At 53.1% G+C, this 17,502-nt stretch carries 12 protein-coding genes; 3 read left to right on the top strand and 9 right to left on the bottom strand.

All coding sequences use genetic code 11. From position 1 onward, the window contains the following. Positions 1-146: 146 nt before the first annotated feature. Positions 147-1,436, top strand: a complete 1,290-nt coding sequence (locus ACYVC2_RS28340; RefSeq protein ID WP_461108325.1) for a DUF2851 family protein — start codon at positions 147-149, stop codon at positions 1,434-1,436. Positions 1,437-1,537: 101 nt separating this feature from the next. On the opposite strand, the gene ACYVC2_RS28335 is transcribed toward ACYVC2_RS28340, so the two are convergent. The 3 genes from ACYVC2_RS28335 to ACYVC2_RS28325 all read right to left on the bottom strand — a co-directional run bounded on the left by ACYVC2_RS28335 (position 1,538) and on the right by ACYVC2_RS28325 (position 4,696). Then, positions 1,538-2,863, bottom strand: a complete 1,326-nt coding sequence (locus ACYVC2_RS28335; protein ID WP_461108323.1) for a Gfo/Idh/MocA family protein — start codon at positions 2,861-2,863, stop codon at positions 1,538-1,540. 82 nt (positions 2,864-2,945) lie between these two features. Beyond that, positions 2,946-3,689, bottom strand: a complete 744-nt coding sequence (locus ACYVC2_RS28330) for a 3-keto-disaccharide hydrolase (RefSeq protein ID WP_461108321.1) — start codon at positions 3,687-3,689, stop codon at positions 2,946-2,948. An 80-nt stretch (positions 3,690-3,769) separates the two neighbouring features. Next, on the bottom strand, positions 3,770-4,696 hold the full coding sequence (locus ACYVC2_RS28325) for a sugar phosphate isomerase/epimerase family protein (RefSeq protein ID WP_461108319.1): 927 nt from the start codon (positions 4,694-4,696) through the stop codon (positions 3,770-3,772). Between the two features lie 231 nt (positions 4,697-4,927). Here ACYVC2_RS28325 and ACYVC2_RS28320 point away from each other — a divergent pair, with 231 nt between their 5' ends. Continuing rightward, positions 4,928-6,262, top strand: a complete 1,335-nt coding sequence (locus tag ACYVC2_RS28320; RefSeq protein ID WP_461108317.1) for a sensor histidine kinase — start codon at positions 4,928-4,930, stop codon at positions 6,260-6,262. Positions 6,263-6,311: 49 nt separating this feature from the next. Here the strand turns inward: ACYVC2_RS28320 and ACYVC2_RS28315 are convergent, their stop codons facing one another. From ACYVC2_RS28315 to ACYVC2_RS28300, 4 genes are all read right to left on the bottom strand, one after another. Then, complete coding sequence (locus ACYVC2_RS28315) at positions 6,312-6,869, bottom strand: hypothetical protein (protein ID WP_461108315.1); 558 nt, start codon at positions 6,867-6,869, stop codon at positions 6,312-6,314. A 96-nt stretch (positions 6,870-6,965) separates the two neighbouring features. Beyond that, complete coding sequence (locus tag ACYVC2_RS28310) at positions 6,966-9,344, bottom strand: TonB-dependent receptor (protein ID WP_461108313.1); 2,379 nt, start codon at positions 9,342-9,344, stop codon at positions 6,966-6,968. 337 nt (positions 9,345-9,681) lie between these two features. Then, a complete protein-coding gene (locus tag ACYVC2_RS28305; RefSeq protein ID WP_461108311.1) occupies positions 9,682-13,110 on the bottom strand; it encodes a ThuA domain-containing protein in 3,429 nt (1,142 codons plus the stop codon). A 160-nt stretch (positions 13,111-13,270) separates the two neighbouring features. Next, complete coding sequence (locus ACYVC2_RS28300; protein ID WP_461108309.1) at positions 13,271-14,065, bottom strand: META domain-containing protein; 795 nt, start codon at positions 14,063-14,065, stop codon at positions 13,271-13,273. A 140-nt stretch (positions 14,066-14,205) separates the two neighbouring features. On the opposite strand from ACYVC2_RS28300, the gene ACYVC2_RS28295 reads away from it, so the two are divergent. Next, complete coding sequence (locus tag ACYVC2_RS28295; protein WP_461108307.1) at positions 14,206-15,120, top strand: LEA/WHy family protein; 915 nt, start codon at positions 14,206-14,208, stop codon at positions 15,118-15,120. Between the two features lie 161 nt (positions 15,121-15,281). Here ACYVC2_RS28295 and ACYVC2_RS28290 read toward each other — a convergent pair whose 3' ends face one another. Continuing rightward, positions 15,282-15,761, bottom strand: coding sequence for an ankyrin repeat domain-containing protein (locus ACYVC2_RS28290; protein ID WP_461108305.1), 480 nt, complete (start codon positions 15,759-15,761; stop codon positions 15,282-15,284). Between the two features lie 87 nt (positions 15,762-15,848). Beyond that, positions 15,849-17,417 carry a DUF1501 domain-containing protein gene (locus ACYVC2_RS28285; protein WP_461108303.1) on the bottom strand — a complete coding sequence of 523 codons (1,569 nt, stop codon included), beginning with the start codon at positions 17,415-17,417 and terminating at the stop codon, positions 15,849-15,851. Between the last annotated feature and the right edge of the window lie 85 nt (positions 17,418-17,502).

Here is a 17,502-nt window from a genome sequence, read left to right as displayed (position 1 = left end):
TACTTTTCTGCCAACTTCGGTAAGACCCCCAACGGGTCATAGCGAGAGGCAATTCCAGCGCTTACAAGTGCTGGAATGATTTTATTGAAAATATAATACTATATTAATTTGTTTATATTGGGCGCGGTAAATCAGAATGCTCCGCCGTGCCTGAAACTTTTTTGTATTTTGTCTGGCAGTATCAATATTTTCTGACCACAAACCTGGTTACGACCGACGCCGAATCGGTGCAGGTGCTGCATCCGGGTTTCCGAAACCATAACGCTGGGCCGGATTTTACGAATGCCCGCCTGCTAATCAACGAAGTGGAATGGGTTGGAACCGTCGAGATGCATACGCGCACATCGGACTGGCTGGCGCATCGTCACCAACATGACCGCGCGTATGAAAATGTCATTCTGCACGTTGTCTGGCAGGACGATCAAACCGCCAGGGGCCGTCGGGTAAGTCGGTCTAACGGAACGACCTTACCTACGCTGGAGCTGAGCCCGATTGTCGATCCGGCTTTGCTGGAGCGTTATGCCCGCCTGCAGGATTCTCCCGAGCCAATTCCCTGTGCCAGTCAGTTTCGATCGGTTTCTCCCCTGCGGGTAACTTCGATGCTAGACAAGGCGATGTTGCAACGGCTGGAACGGAAGGCCGCTCATGTTCAGCAAGTACTTAAACAAGTCAATGGCGACTGGGAGGAAACCGCATACCGGTTACTGGCTGCGAATATGGGCTTCAATATCAACGCCGAACCCATGGCGCAACTGAGCCGGGCGGTGCCGCTGAAAGCAATTTTAAAGCACCGGGATGTACTGCTTCAGGTTGAGGCCCTACTCTTTGGGACCGCCGGTTTCCTGAACACGGACGAATCGGATGAATACGTGAGCATGTTGCAGCGCGAGTACCGGTTTCTGGCCGCCAAATACGAACTGATGGATAAGCAGGTAGCCGCACCGACCTGGAAATGGGGCCGGTTGCGCCCCGCTAATTTCCCGACGTTGCGACTGGCTCAGTTTGCCCGCTTACTAACGCAGCATGCCAGTCTCTTTTCGCTATTTGTGGGTATGAACGATGCCGAACGGTTGCTTCAGACCCTGCAGGTGACGCCCGCCGACTACTGGCAATCGCACTATCGGTTCGGAAAAGCAACGAACAAGGGGACGCCATCGCTCGGGCAGAATGCCGCCGAAAATATTGTGATCAATACTGTCGTGCCGCTGTTGGCCGCCTATGCCCGGCATCGAAGCCAGCCTGCTTATATCGACCGGGCCATTCAGCTTCTGGAGCAATTACCCGCCGAAAAAAACCGCCTGACCGAAGGCTGGAATACCCTTGGATTAGGTATTCGCACAGCCTTCGATTCGCAGGCGGCTATTGAATTGCACAACGAGTTCTGCGCCGTTAAAAAGTGTCTGAATTGCCAGATCGGCGCAGCACTGTTGAAATAGGAGTAAGATGTATAGTGTAGGATGTATGATGTATTGTGCTGACTGAACACACATCATACATTATACTTCATACATCCTACACTATACATCCTATATCAAACTTAGCTTACCACCACATCCTGTTTGGTTGAGTCCCAGGTGACGCGCTTGCCGGAATGCAGCGCCATGGTAGCCATAATGTTCGCGACGGAGTGGTTGAAGCCGACGCGGGCGGGGGCATTGGGTTCTTTGCGGCTCCGTACGCACTCCATCCAGTTCAGCATGTGCAGTGAGGTCATCGGATCGCCACCGGTGTTGGCCGAGGTTTCCATTTTAGCCGCTTCGCCGAGCGACATGGTGGGCAGCATGTTCGCTTTCATACCCATGTCTTTAGCGTATTTTTCTTCCAGACCACCCTCTGGCGAAATCTTATTCGTGTCGAGGTTGATCATACCACCGTTCGAATAGTAGTATTCTTTAACGCCACCCGCTTCGTTATTCATGCGCGACGAATACAGCACCTGGAAGCCTTTAGTTTTATCATTATCCGGACCGTAATCGAATACTGCCGTGAAGGTGTCCGCATTCGTCCGGCCATCTTTCCAGCTATAAATACCTCCGTTAGCGACAACCGAACGGGGATGATCCAGACCGCTGAACCAGTGAACCGTATCGATCTGGTGCGACATCCACTGGCCCGGAATGCCTGACGAATAAGGATAGAACAAGCGGAATTCCAGGTATTTGCGCGGGTCCCAGGCCACTTTGGGCCGGTTCAGTTGATACCGGTCCCAATCGGTATCTTCTTTCTTAATTTCAGAAACCAGCTTCGCCCGACGCCAGCGACCCGGCTGGTTGACGTTCCAGGTCATTTCCACCATGGTGATATCGCCAAACTTCCCGGACCGGATAAAATCATTGGCCGAATGATAATTGGGAGCGCTCCGACGTTGCGAACCCACCTGCACGATCCGCTTCGAGCTCTCGACGGCTTTGAGGGCTTTGCGGGCGTCGTCCAGAGATTCGGCGAAGGGTTTTTCGCAGTAGACATCCCGACCCGATTCAACGGCAGCTGCGCAGTGAAGCGCGTGCTGAAAATCGGCCGTGCTGATAATAACGGCATCGACGTCTTTCCGGTCAAGCAGTTCGTCGTTGTTGCGGGCCTTGAAAAACGAGCTGTCGTTCCAGCCTTTTCCTTTCAGATGTTGTTCCGCTTCATCGCGACGGCGGCTCCAGATGTCCGATACGCCGACAAAGGCGAAATTCTGTTGTTTGGCATGTTCGGAAAAAGCCGGTGCCAGCGACTGCCGGAAGCGATCCGAAAAGCCGATGATCCCGACCCGGACCCGGTCATTCGACCCGAGAATACGGGCGTAGCTGCCTGCCGTAAAACTCATACCCAGCCCGGCCAGCGCTGATTTCTTTATAAACTCACGACGATTTTCCATGTATACTCAGGGGTTAAACAAAGGATCGATACTGCATAAAGCCATTTACCTGAAAAGTCTAATGGCTGATAACCAGCTTCTTTTACAAGGTTTTGATTTTTATGTTCCGATACGACACCTGATTGCCATGATCCTGGAGCAGGATATGACCTTTCGGTGCTTCGCCAAAACGACCGTGGGCGTTATAGGCCGGTGCCTTGTATTTACTCATCGCTACCAGTTCCCGGAACTGTTCGCTGCCTCGTTCATACTCCACCACTTTCTTGCCGTTGAGCCAGTGTTCAACGTGCTTTCCTTTCGAAACGACCCGGCCCGTATTCCATTCGCCAATGGGTTTCGCCTGTTTGCTGGTAGCCGGAATCAGGTCATACAAAGATCCGACAGTCCGGTTGCCATTGCGACCCAGCTTGGCATCGGGGTGCTTGTCATCGTCGAGCACCTGAAATTCCAGCCCAAACGCCGATCCTTTGGGTTTCGGTGATTCTTCGACCACGAAGTACTTGACACCACTGTTAGCGCCCTCGGTCAGTTTGAAATCGAACATCAGGTCGAAATCGCTGTACTCGCCGTCCGTCACGATATCGCCGAAGCTTTGCGACTCCGATCCGTCGGATTGCTGGATGGTAAGCAGGCCGTTCGAAACGCTCCAGCCTTTAGCCGGAAACTTATCGGCGTAGGCGCCCCGCCAGCCGCTGGTGGTTTTGCCGTCGAAAAGTAATTTCCAGCCGTCTTTCTTTTCCTGGGCGGTCAGCGTATTCGGAGTTTGCGGGGATTGTGCCGCGACCAGGGCCGTCAGCAACAGGCCCGTCAGCATGAATTGTTTCATTGGTTATTGAGCAAAAGAATGAACGCACAAAAGAACGAGCAAATCCGCATATTTATGCATTAGCTCGTTCTCTTGTGCTTTTACAGAGGAATATGCAGCGTTTTCGTAATGTAATCTTTGTTGATCTGAGCGCACTGAGCGGCCGTTTTGTCTTTTTCCGGCACGCCATCCAATTCGACAATGCCCCAGCCGCTGAACTTAATGTCGTCTAACGCCCGGATCACGGCGGGCACATCGACATTGCCCCGGCCCAGTTCGACAAATTTATACGCTTTCGGGTCGTTAGGTTTGTCGGGCAGGGGCGACATAGTGTCTTTCAGGTGCAGCGCATACAGAATGTCTTTATACTGCTTCACCGCTTTTTCGGGCTGGCCTCCGCCTTGTTTGTAGTGAGCAATGTCGAGTTCGAGCTTCATGTATTTGGGGTTGACTGCCTGAAGAATCGTGTCGACCTCTTCCGGTGTCTCCCCGAGCTGATGCATGTGGTTATGATACGTGGCCTGCACGCCCAGGTCGGCGGTCTGTTTACCGATCTCGTTCATCACCGTGGCCAGCCGTTTCAACTCGTCGGTGGTTGGAAGCCGATCTTTAGGGCGGGCCGAATTTGTCAGCTGGATGGCCGAGCCACCGAGCGCTTTCACAAAACTGGCGTGTGCCACGTGCTGGTCGATGGTGCTCTGCTCCTTGGCCGGGTCAATTTCGACGTTGCCGCTCGAAAACATGGCCAGGGTCAGGTGATGCTGTTCGAGCAGCGCTTTCAGTTCAGAAGGTTTCGCCCGGTAGGGTCCGAAAGTGTTTGCCCGTATCTGGATACCGTGATAGCCAAGCGACGCCAGATCGGCAATGGCCTGTGCATCGTTGCCGCCCCAGGTAATGGAGGAATAGGCAATCTTGAGGCCGGATTTTTTAGGAAATCCAGCCAGTAGCGAACTGGCACCGGCAGTCAGCGCCAGGGCCGAAAGACCCGCCGTGGTGAGAAACTGTCGTCGGTTTACGGTCTCCTGCATAGTTGTGAAAAGGTAAACGATCCCGTTCATACGAGGGTATAAGGATCGATAATGAAACGAAAAAACCGATTGGATAAGGGCTAAGTCAGGTAGTTCTACTTATCGACCCGCTTACTTTCCTGTCATCCTGGCTTTCAGATACGAGTAACGGATAACGTTCAGTAAGAAAGCCAGTTAAGACGATCTGCTTTTTCTTATATTTGTTTATCGCAATTCCTCTTTGAACCATTGATGACGTACGAAGCCTGGTCTCCACTCTTTCTGGGCATGGTGTTAGCAATGCTGCTGGCCAATTCGGTGCAGTGGTTTATGTACCGGGAACGTATCTACGGGATCTACTCGATCTATACGTTTACCTGGGCTATTTACTTTATAATCAACTACATTCCTCAGCCCGTCAACATCGCTAATTTCGAGAAACTCGTCCTGTCCTACTCTGGGTATATTCTGTATCTGGAGCTGGCCAAGATATTTCTGAATCTACGGGAACGGCCTAAATTTTTTCGCTGGGTGACCATCGTGCAGGGCATGCTGGGGGGGTATATCGCGATAAAAACGTATATCTATCTGTTTACCGATTTCTGGCAGACCAAACTGCATTCACTGCTCCTGCAACCGGTTCGGTTTGCACTGCTGGCCGTGGGGGCCTACATCGTCTACACGTTCTTCCGATCGAAAGACGTGGTAGCCCGGTTTTTCGTGGCCGGTACGGCATCGTTGCTGATCAATCATGCCATTGCTACTTTCCTGCTCATTCGCTCGCCGGGTTTGAGTTTACAATTGCCGCTCTGGCAGCATCCTGATTTATATGTACAGACGGGCGTTGTGCTGGATCTGATTTTCTTTTCGCTCGGTATTTCGTATCGCCACTGGCGCGGAGCCGTCAACAAAGCCGTTGTGGAGAAAGAACTGGATCGTGAACGCGAACAGCGACACCGTGAATTTCTGGAAGCAGACCTCGCCATGCAGCGGATGCAGCAGGAGAAAATGGACATGCAGATGCGGGCCCTGCAAAGCCAGATCAACCCACATTTTCTGTTCAACGGGCTGAATACGCTGTCGTCGCTGATTGACGAAAGCCCCCGGCAAGCAGGCGAATTTGTCGACGAACTGTCGAACGTTTACCGGTATCTGTTACGCAGCAACGACAGCGAACTGACCAAGCTGAGCATCGAACTGCGGTTTATTCTCTCGTATTTCCATCTGCTCAAAACCCGTTTTGGTGGCAGCATCGCCCTGGATATTGCCGTAGACGATCAGTTCGACGAAGCGCTTTTACCGCCCCTAACCCTGCAGTTGCTCGTCGAAAACGCGGTCAAACACAATGTGGTGCTGGCCAGCCGCCCGCTGACCATCCGGATACGGACCACGGAAAGCCGACAGCTCGTTATTGAAAACACCCTGCAACCCAAGAAAATAAGCGTCGAATCGAACGGAGTGGGTTTGTCGAATATCGCGGAGAAATACCGATTGCTGAACCAGTCACAACCGCTCATTGAGGAAGACAGCGGCTGGTTTCGGGTAACCCTACCGCTATTAATGCCGCAACTGAATCCGGCGGCTTAACAGCGTTCAGCCCGACCGCGGGCCAGGCTGAACGATCGAACCGTAATACCTACTGGATCACAACGGGAAAGTCGACATTCAGATCGTCGGTGCCGGGCGTACTGGTGCCGTTTTTCGCGTTGGGCTGGTGCCGCAACTGAACCTTAAGTTTACCCGTAGTAGCTGCCCCGGTCTTTACCGTAAAAGCCAGTCCGATCGGGTAGGGGCCTGGCGCGGGATTGGTGTCGCGGTCGGTAATCGTTACGGTCAATAGGCTGGTTGCCGAAGGCGTATAAACGAACAGGTGCTCATTGGCTTTCTCCCGAATTTCAACCGTTGCGTCCAGGGTTGGCGTCTGGGTTTTGTCGTACAGCTGAATGGCTCCCGAGTAGGTCGCATTAGCTTTAAGGTTCAGGGTGGCTTTCGTGAAATCCGGACTTGTATTGATGGCCTCGATCGTTGCCGTTACAACATCCTGCGCATTAGCGGTGTTGGTTAGCGACAGCGTAGCGGTGGTGATGGCCTCATTGTCATCGGTTGGGGCGACGTTTTCTTCATCGTGTTTGCAGGCACCGGCCAGCAACGAAACGGCGATTAAAGCCCAGAGCGCTTTTCTTACAGATGGCATAATTTCGGTTGTTAAAAAGTGAATTGATTGTAAGCAGGTTTTGGGTGTTGACGTGCGGACACGGCGCTCAACTGGTGGTAAATAGACGGAACGCCCCTAATTTTTAGCGCTTGCCAGCGAAAACGGCATGCGTATTTTCAGGCCTATAGTCCGGCCCGGTTCATCGGCGAAGTAGCGAAAGCGGTTCAGGTAATCGCGGTAGGCAACGTTTGCCAGATTGCTGCCGCTCAAAATTACACTCATGGACTGCCCCCCAACCGGTGTAACAAAACCCAGCTCGGCACCCAGCAGAAAGTAAGCGGGGGGCGGTGGCGCAAAATCACCCGTAAAAACGACATTACCGTTTTCCTGCCGACTCGTTACAGCGGGTACCCGATTTTGTCGGGCTACGTATAACCCACTCACAGACACATACACGTTAGTTAGACGTCCCCACCGGGCCCAGTCGTAGCGCAGGCTGTTATCCGAACGGTTGGGCGGAATAAACACCAGATAATCGTGGTCGGTGTGGTTGTAGGCAAACAGCAGGGAATTTTTGGTGGTCAGGCTAAGCTGATCGGTAAACTTGTAGGTCAGGGTAGCGTCGATGCCCCGGAAAGTCGCCCGGACCTGGTTGTAGGTATAGGCCGGAAACGCTCCCCGCTGACGGATAATCGGTACGGAATCTGGTTTCAGGTAGATATAATTGTCGATGCGGTTATTATACACCCCCAACTCACCACTCAGGCGCTTGCCTGCATAAGCCAGCACAAGATTTCCGTTATAAGCCTGTTCGGGCTGTAAATTTGGATTGCCCCGCTCATACGCGACCGCACTCTGGTGTAACCCATCCGAATACAGATCGGCCACGTTGGGGGCCCGCCAGGCAGTGCTCAGGTTGGCCGTCAAAGTCAGATCGGTACGAAGTTGATAAGCAATTCCCAGCGAGCCGTTGGCATTTCCCCAGTCGCGGGTCGTAAAATACGTCTGCTTTGTTGTTTCATTGAGGAAGTAAGCCCGCAGCCAGCGGTAGTCGTAGCGCAGGCCGCCTTCCAGGGTCCAGCGACCAGCCGCGTAGCGCTCGATGGCGAAGAGTCCTGCGCCGTAATTTCGGAAATTGGGGATCAGAAACAGAAACTGCCGGACATTTCCCTGCGTGATACCATTGAATCCTGCACTTCCTGACCAAATTCCTCCCCGGCTGTTTTTTACCGAGCTATGTTCCCACACCAGATCGGCCGAGTGCGTCACCAGTTTGAGGTACAGTTCCGGGTTGAGCGCACCGCTGAACGAAACGTAATCGTATTCGCGACGAACGTTCTGCTGACGGGCAAAGGTAGCCGTAACCGTGCCGCCTTTATTGGTGCGCCAATAAGTCCGAAATTTAATCAGATCATGTTGTACGTCCTGATAAGGCCGGTTGAGCGCGTACGAAAACCCCGGTTGCGAGAGCGGTTCCTGCCGACTGATAGCCGCGTACAAATCCGCCAGGCTCCCTACCTGTGCCCCTGTAAACAGCCCAATTTTGGTATCGAAGCGGCTATAAAACACTTCTGCTCCCCAGGGGCCGTGATCGTAATGGATATCTCCCGAAAAATTATTTTCCTGATAGCTGGTATTCTCCAGAAAGTAGTTCGGCGTTCGGACATAGCCCGATCGTTTGATCGTGCCTTGTAATCGCCAGCTCAGGCCCGTCAGTTTTTTGCCAAAGGCCCCTTCCAGCACACCCGACGCCACACCCAGCCGCCCATTCGTTGCGCCGACCAGATTTACTTCTCCACCGATGCCGGGTTGGGTAGGCATGGCTTTCGGCTCCACCAGAATCACCCCGCCAATGGCGTCGGAGCCGTATCGGATACTGGCCGCCCCTTTGATCACCGTCAGGCGGGAAGCCAGAAACTGATCGACCTGAGGAGCATGCTCCGTGCCCCACTGCTGGTCTTCCTGCCGGATACCGTTGTTGAGAACGATGATGCGGTTGCTGTATAAGCCGTGAATAACCGGCTTGGAAATGCTGGGACCGGTCTGAATCGAATAGAGCCCGGTCATCGCTTTCAGGCTTTCGCCCAGCGACTGGCCACGCGTCTGATCGAGGGCTGCGCCCGATAAGCTGCTTTGCGTTTGCAGGAGTTGTTGTGCTTCGGAGCGGTGTTCAAGCACCGTCACCTCATTCAGCGTAACGTTTTCGGCCAGCAGGGTCACCGATGCCGCTGTGTTGTCTGCCAGTGGAATACGGATAGAACGGGTTATGGTTTTATAGCCGATAAACTGATAGTCAAGCGTGTATCTCCCCGCACACAAACCCGCCAGACTGAAATGTCCGTTGGCATCCGCAACCGCTCCCTTGGCAAGTTCCCGTACGTAAACTGTGGCACCGGGTAGCTCTAACTTCCGGCCTGCCTGGCGACTGTCCTGTCCCCGAATAAAACCAGTCAGCGAATCTGCACATTCAGTACTGGACTGGCCCCTGGCTGAGTAAATGAATGACAGCATCATTAAACACCCAATCAGCAGGCTCCTTCGTTTTTTTATCTGTCTGAGTGGTTCTGCTTGCATCCGTTTTTTTCGCTGCTCCAATAAATACAATGCACCGAATGAATTGTGTGCAACAATGTTGCAAACATAAGCGTAAGAATGATGTGATCATACGAAAACGGAATTTATTTGCAATAATGTTGCAATCATAAGGCTAGTTAATGATCCCCTGGCTACCGGCCAAAGATTGCTTGCAGCCGTAATGATTGAGTACAGATTAGTCAATCAGATGCTACAAGGCATAAAAAAGCCTCGACCGGTGAGGATCGAGGCTTTCTAAACTTCAGTCAGTGGTGGTTTACATACCCTGGGTCGTAAACTGTACTTTGTCCACCGCAAACAGAGGTTTCTGGCCCGCGCTTGGGTTCACAAACACCAGATATAGTTTATGCATGCCGGAAACGGGCTGTCGGAAAGGCAGGCTAACAGGGGCTGTATCACCTTGTTTTACATCCGATTCGCCCAGCAGGGTTCCGGTCGGCGAATCGAGACGCGCTTCGAGTTTGCCACCGGCAGTTTGCGTCGTCGAGGCAAAAGCCGTCACCGAAAGTCCCTGAATACCCGTCAGGTCGATGTCTGTAAAGGCCAGATAGCTACCTGATTTAGTACCGATGGCCGCCGGACCCATCTTCGGAATATCGTACTGGAAAATATCCTGTTTGACATCCGCCGTAACTGCTTTCAGCGACGGCGACCGCAGGGCAACGCTCGAAGAACCGGTAATCGGGCCGATAGCGCCGTTGCCCCGGTCGGTGTAGCTCGCGCTCAGGATATACGATCCCTCTTTCTTTTGCGCAGCGGGTACGTAATCGCCGGCAATAGGCTGGCGGTTAGCGGCTTTCTCATCGGCCAGCGAGAGGATATAACGTACCATATCTGTTGCTTCGCTTTCTTTCAGTTGCGGGTGAGCACTCATGGCCTGTTCGCCCCAGACACCACCACCACCGGAAATAATTTTCCGCGCCAGTTTGCCTTCTACCTGAGCGCCTTTGTACTTCTTCGCAACGTCGATGTACGCCGGTCCAATCGATTTCTGGTCGATGGTGTGGCAGGCTTTGCAGTCGCTCAGTTCCATCAGACGCTTTCCGGTCGAGAAGCCGGTATTGGCCTGGTGACCCTGGGCCAACATCGTTTTATCGAAGCCTTCGAGGTAATCGATCGTCATGGTTACGTCGTCGGGATTGATACCTTTTCGAAGTGTACCGTCCTCTTTGTCAGACACATTGACGGCGTATTTAACGGGCTTGTCCGGGAAGTAAAAAGTTTTGTTACCGGCTACGGCTACTTCTACTTTAGGCTCATCGTTACCGACTTTAATTTCCAGGGATTTCGTTGCCGATTTGCCGGCGGCATCCGTTACGGTCAGCGTGGCGGGGTAAATGCCTGGTTTGGTAAAGGTAACGGTTGGGTTCGGCGTCGTTTGTTTCGGCATTCCCTTACCGAACGTCCACTCGTATTTCAGCGCGTCTCCATCGTAATCCATCGACCCCTTCGAATCGAATTTTACGGCCAGCGGAGCCGCGCCTACTAGTTTATTGGCGCTCGCGATAGCCACCGGTTTGCGGTTCCCGGCGTTGTAGGTAATGTGCGACAGACGCGCATCGGCGTTGGCTCCGAACCATTTTTGCCCGTATTCGATCGTGTAGAGCGAGCCGTCGTTGGCAAACTGCATGTCGATAACGTGCGAGAACTTCGTGCTGGGCATGAAGGTCTCCATCTTCACGAAATCGCCATTTTCCTTCATCGTAACCGGGTGTATCCAGTCGCGAATCCAGTCGTAGGCGAAGAATTTGCCATCGTAATGGCGGGGAAATTTGACGGGCGTTTCTGGATAGTCGTCGTAGTAGTATACCGGACCGCCCATGGCGTTCCGACCGCCTTTACCCACAATATCCCCAAACTCCGGCGATTCGGCGTACGGATAATAGATGTACGCTTTCTGGGCTGGAGGCAATTCCCGTAAACCCGTGTTGTTCGGCGAATCGTTGATGGGCTTCTGCGGATCGAACAGCGGGCCCGTAGTGCTGTCGGCAAACGACCGCTGGTGATACGGCCGGTTGTCGGCTACAAACAGCGGCCAGCCATAATACCCGGCCTGCCGGGCCTGGTTGATTTCGTCGTGCCCACGCGGACCGTATTTTTCGCTGTTATTACCGGCATCGGGCCCTACTTCGCCCCAGTACAGATAGCCCGTGCGCTGGTCGACCGAAATACGGTAGGGGTTCCGGTTTCCCATCACGTAAATTTCCGGACGGGCTTTGGGGTTGCCTTTCGGGAACAGGTTGCCTTCCGGAATGGTGTAGGTGCCGTCGGCTTCCGGATGGATGCGCAGAATCTTACCACGCAGGTCGTTGGTATTGCTCGACGTCTGGCGGGCGTCCCAGCCTTTTCGACCCGGCCGCTCGTCGATGGGGGCAAAGCCATCGGAGTTGAATGGGTTGGTATCATCCCCCGTAGACAGGTACAGGTTGCCTTTCCGGTCCCAGGCTATCGAACCGCCCGTGTGGCAGCAACCGTCACGCTTGACCGGAATCGTGAGCAGCACTTTTTCGGTATTCAGCAGGACCGTATCCCGCTCTTCGTCATAGGTAAAGCGCGACAGATGCTGAGCGGTATCAGCGACTGTCGCGCCAGTAACGGGTGAATAATAGGCGTAAATCCACTTGTTCTGTTTGAAGTTCGGGTCGATGTTCAGCCCCATGAGGCCATACTCGAACTTGGTGAAGACGGGGAAATTAGCGACTATTTTTGTCTTTTTTTTTTTCGGATCGTAGACGGTCAACTCCCCTTTGCGCTGGGCGTACAGGACTTTACCGTTATCCAGCACGGCCAGTTCGGTCGGTTCATCCATTCCCTGAATCAGTACCTGCTGCTCGAAGCGGCTCTCTTCCGGAAACGGTTTGGTTTTCGCCTGCCCGAATTTCAGACTGGTCGCCATAACGGATTTGATGCCGCCCAGGATGTGTTGCAGAAACAGGGGGTCGCTGTACGATTCGTCGGTATGACCGCCACCGGTGTAGAACGATTTTCCACCGTCGAAATCGCGGTGCCAGATGAAGGGGTGATTGTCGCCGTTTTTGCCCCCTTCGTAGGTTTTTTCGTCCAGCTTGGCCAGTACTTTAAGTTCGGGCTGAATGCTTTTGTAGCTGTACCATTCATCCCAGCGTTTCCAGCGATCGGGTAGCATTTTCGTCGACGGGTGATTCTTGTCGACGATCATGATTTCCGCGTTCTGCTGTTTGGGGTGGTTCAGGAAGTAAGCGCCTACCAACTGATTGTACCACGGCCAGTCGTACTCGGTGTCGGCAGCTGCGTGGATACCCACAAACCCACCGCCCGCCTGGATGTAGCGTTCGAAAGCCGCCTGCTGCGCATCGTCGAGGACGTTGCCCGTCGTGCTGAGCCAGATAATGGCTCCATACTGTTTTAGATTGGCTTCGGTAAATTTGCTGGCATCTTCGGTCGTGTCGACGGCGAAGCCATTTTCCTGCCCCAGTTTCATGATGGCCTGCTTGCCCACCGGAATCGAAGCGTGCCGAAATCCTTTGGTTTTGGAGAAGACCAGCACACGGTTCAGCGCAACGGTTTTTTCCGCAGTGGCCGCAGCCGGTTTCGCGACTGTATTACGTTTGGCTGTCGTTTGCGCCCAGCCATTCCTACCGGGTACGGTAATGGCCAGCACACTCGCCAGCAACAACGCGCGGGAGGGAAGCCCTAAGTTTTTCATAAAATTTGGGATTTAAATAGGTTGGTTAGGTAAGCCATCAACGGGTTAAAATCGGGTTAACTTATTCAGTGATTTGATTGGCTTTTATCCAGAAACAAAAATAACGAAAAAAGCGAACGCTACACGGTGGCGCTCGCTTAAAATAAAGGTCAATTTGACACTAATCTACTTTCTTAAACGTCATGAATGGTTGGCCCTTGCGTACTAAGGTTAGTTTACCATCGGCAATCTGATATGCGGCAGGCTGAACCAGTGCATTGAGGAACGTATTTTCGAAACTCCCCGCAGGGTCGGCGCAGGCCATTTTCGTCATGACCATTGGCCCGAACTGAATCTGGCGGGTGTCGGCCTTGACGCTGCCGCTGAGCCGGTTGCAGCCCGTCGTGCCGGTCACGCGGCCCTCGGTCAGTGAGATTTCGAGTCGGGGGACCTCATTGCGTGGACCACCAGGGGTTACACTGCGCCCCTCAAAATCCGTCAGTACCCAGATGTCCTGCAGAAGCGCCACTTTCCGGAGTGAAACCCCGCAGCCAGTATAAGTTTTACCCGCCATATCGACCTGAACCTGATAATCGTACCGTTGGCCTGTTTGGGTATCGACACAACTATCGGGTCTGAATACCGCGTTCAAGCTTCCCGATCCGACCGGTGCGTTGTAGCGGAATACGCCATCCGAATCGGTCTGCCGCTCCGGAATTGTCGTTTCCAGACTGTCCGTGCTGGTCGGTTTGAAAATCAGTTTTCCTGTGGATGGGTTGATGGTCAGCGACCAGGCCGGATTGCTGCCGACAGCCACCAGCTCGTAGCCCGCTCGCAGATACCGGGTATAGTCGGCGGGTTGGCCGACTGGCGAGAGCATAGCTGCAAATTGGGTCGAAGGTCGCCGGCAGGCCGCAATCAGCACGAGCAGGCTAAACAACAGGATACGCATGGCAGGCATCGATGAAGTAAACATGTACCAATAAGACTTCCTGCCATCCGGAAAGTTTAATGAGTTTACGGTTAGTTGTCCGGAAGAATACAGGCTCTGGTCCGATAAAAAAAACAGTCTGCCTGCCGAACGGTTGTTCTCCTGGTATAAATCAAGTGTACGTTATGAAAAAAGGCTGGCTTATTGCATTGGTTTTGTTGCTCCTGGGCGGAATCGGTGCCTACGTTTGGTATGGTCGCCTGAGGAGTGAGGCAGCGGCCGAAAAAGGGCCTCACGACAATACGCTCAAACCACGGCTGGAGTTAGCCAAACTGAACATTGGGGACATCAGCGACGATGCTATTCACATGACCGCCCGGTTGCTGGTCGACAATCCCTTGCCGGTCGGTTTCAAGGCCAGGCAGATGGACTACACCGTTTACATCGCCAACACGCCGGTGGTGAAAGATTCTTACAAAAAAACAGTTTCGATTGAAGCTGGCGACAGCACGCTGGTTGTCTTACCCATCAAGGTAATGGCTAAAACCATGACCGAAGTGCTCAAGACGCTCGAGCGAAAGCAAATCGATAGTACGACCTATAAAGTCCACGCCACCTTTGCGCTCGATGTCCCAATTTTAGGCGAGAAAACGTTTTCCATTACGACCGAACGGCGACTACCGACGATTTATCTGCCCAAGATTCAAATCGAAGATATTGACTTCGGACGATTGGGGCTGAAGCGAACCGACGTGGCGGCAAAGGTGAGCATAACGAACAAAAACAAACTGCCGTTCAATATAACCGACGCCCGCTATACCGTCAGTATCGATGGAAAGGAGATCGCAGATGGTCATCAGCCCGACCCAATTCTCATCAAAGCGCAGGCAACGACCCCCGTTATTTTTCCCGTGACGGCTCGCCCCGGCAAAACGCTCAGTGTGCTGCCCAAAATGCTGTTCGACAAAAAAGATACCCCTTATGCGGTTAATTTCCGGTGTAAAATCATCGATAAAGACAACAGTGCTGCTTTTAGCGACAGCAAGTTTGCCGCCACCATCAAAGGCACGCTGGATGATTTTAAAAAGCTCAAAAAGTAGGTGTTGGTAGCTTGTCGGAAATTGGATTTTCTGTCATCCCGACGGCAGGAGGGATCTTAGTCTCTCCCGGCTCTCCGGTCAGGACGCTTTAAGATCCCTCCTGCGTCGGGATGACAGAAAAAACGCTAAATGCTGATAGTGAGCTAGTTATCCTTAGACAGCTACTTCCCTAATTTGTCCTGAATAAGGGCCACGATTTCCTTTCGGTTTTTGGCTCTGGCAAAATCCAGGGGCGATTTTCCATCGTGCGAAAGAAGACTTAAATCGGCGTTGGCTGCCAACAGCACTTTAACGACCTCGACGTTGTTCTGCCAGATCGCATCGTGCAGGGCCGTGTAGCCGTTATAAGGACCTTGCTTGTTGATGTCGATGTGGTAGTCGATCAGGAGTTTGGCTGCTTCGGCCCGGCCTGCATAAGCTGCTGCGTGTAAGGCGGAGGCCTTCATCCCCGGATCGACCGCACGTACGTCGGCACCGGCTTCCAGCAGTAACCTGACGATCTGGTTATAACCCTTGTAGGCTGCCATAACCAAAGGAGCATCCTGGTTCGAATCTAATTCATCGACGTCAGCACCCTTCTGGATGAGTTCGTGGACAAGGGAAGGATTATTTTTATTGACGGCGTTCATCAATGCGGTCATGGCAACGCTAGGCTAGGTGATTGAATCAGAAGGTGGCACAAATTACTACATGTTTACAGCTTGTAATGCAGCCTCCTGCTTTTTTCTTCAACGGCTTACTACCATGCGCTTCGTAAATATACCCTGACCTACTTCGACTCGCAGAACATAATTGCCTGTAGGCAGACTGGCTACGTTGAGCTGAACCGATGTCGGCGACGGCTGTGAGGCTGGAACGGCTAAGGCCCGCCCCTGCATATCGGAAAGCTGGAGCGTTTTGATCCCCTGACTCAGCCAGCTGGATTCCAGAATGACGGTCGACGAAGCTGGGTTCGGATACAGGCGGGCATCGGAACCGACCGGTTCGGTGGCGGTTATAGTCTGCTTAAAGACGGGAGCCGCCTGAAAATCCTTAAATAAAGCTGCTGTTTCGACGCTGGTGCTCATACCGAACCAATCGGTCAGGATGGCGGCATACACCTGCCGGAAATCGGTTTGCATCTTCAGGTTATTGTTGTCCAGATCGCTCAGGTTCGGATTCTTGCCTACCATCTGGGTTTTAATCCCGGTACCGAACACAAACATCGGTGCCGACGTGCCATGATCGGTTCCGTAACTGCTGTTGGAAATAGCCCGTCGACCGAACTCCGAGAAAGTCATACCGACTACCCGATCTTCCAGGTTTAGTTGACCCAGATCGGTCTGAAACGCCAGTACAGCGTCGGAAAGAGTTTTGAGCAGATTGGCGTGGGTGCCAGTCGTGGTGTCGGTCGCTACGACCTGAGCCGCGTGGTTATCGAACCCGCCCAGGGTCACGTAGAAAACCTTCGTTTTCATCCCGCCACTGATCAGCCGGGCAATGATTTTTAGCTGGGCTGCCAGCGCGTTATTGACCGGATAGGTGGCCAGGTTCTTCCCTTTCGCAGCCGCTGTTTTGATTTGTCCGGCGTAACTGACCGAACTGGCCTGCTGCTGTCGAATGTACTCAACCTGCTGCCCAGCATAACCCGGAACATCGCTCGTCGTCGGATCATTGGGTTTGTCGCCAACCAGCCGGGCAAACGTATCGGGGTCCTGGAGCACAATCGCCATCGAATCGGTAGGCCCCAGCAGGGTAGTCGCCGTTACGTAGCCAATCTGAATGGCGGGCGGATCGGGCATGGTAGCCGTCGGATAATTGTCCGGGAAACCTGGATATTGTTTGTCCAGATAACGGCCTGCCCAGCCCGAAGTGGCAGTTTGGGTAGAATCGACGGCCGTCATCCAGATATCGCTGGCCCGGAAATGGGAAAAGTTCGGAGTCGGATAGGAGACACCCTGGACAATACTCAGTTTATTGTCATTAAACAGTTGTTGCATGCCGGTCATGGCCGGGTGTAGCCCCGTTCCGGCATAGTTTTTCAGTTTAAGTGCTTTGGCCTCCGGAATAGCAATGTTGCCCCGAAAGCCGGGCGACGTATAAACGCTCATCTGATCGAGGGGAATCACCATATTCAGGCCATCGTTGCCGCCCTGTAATTGGATAATCACCAGCACCCGGTCGCTGGCTTCGGCCAGACTCACGAGCGAATGAATGAACGACGAGGGCCGGGCAAACGCCTTCGCGCCGAACCCATCGATCAGGACCGGCAACACCAGCGAAGAGGCTGCATGCTGTAGAAAATTACGACGCTTCATGAGAGGAATGATTGAGTGATAGATTGCGCAACTGATCGAATAACTGCATGCATTGGTTTGGTAGCTCGTTCGTCATTCGATCAAC

This window comes from Spirosoma koreense (genome assembly GCF_054777875.1).
Note: the sequence above shows the minus strand (reverse complement) of the source record. Positions and strands in the feature narration are given on the sequence as shown.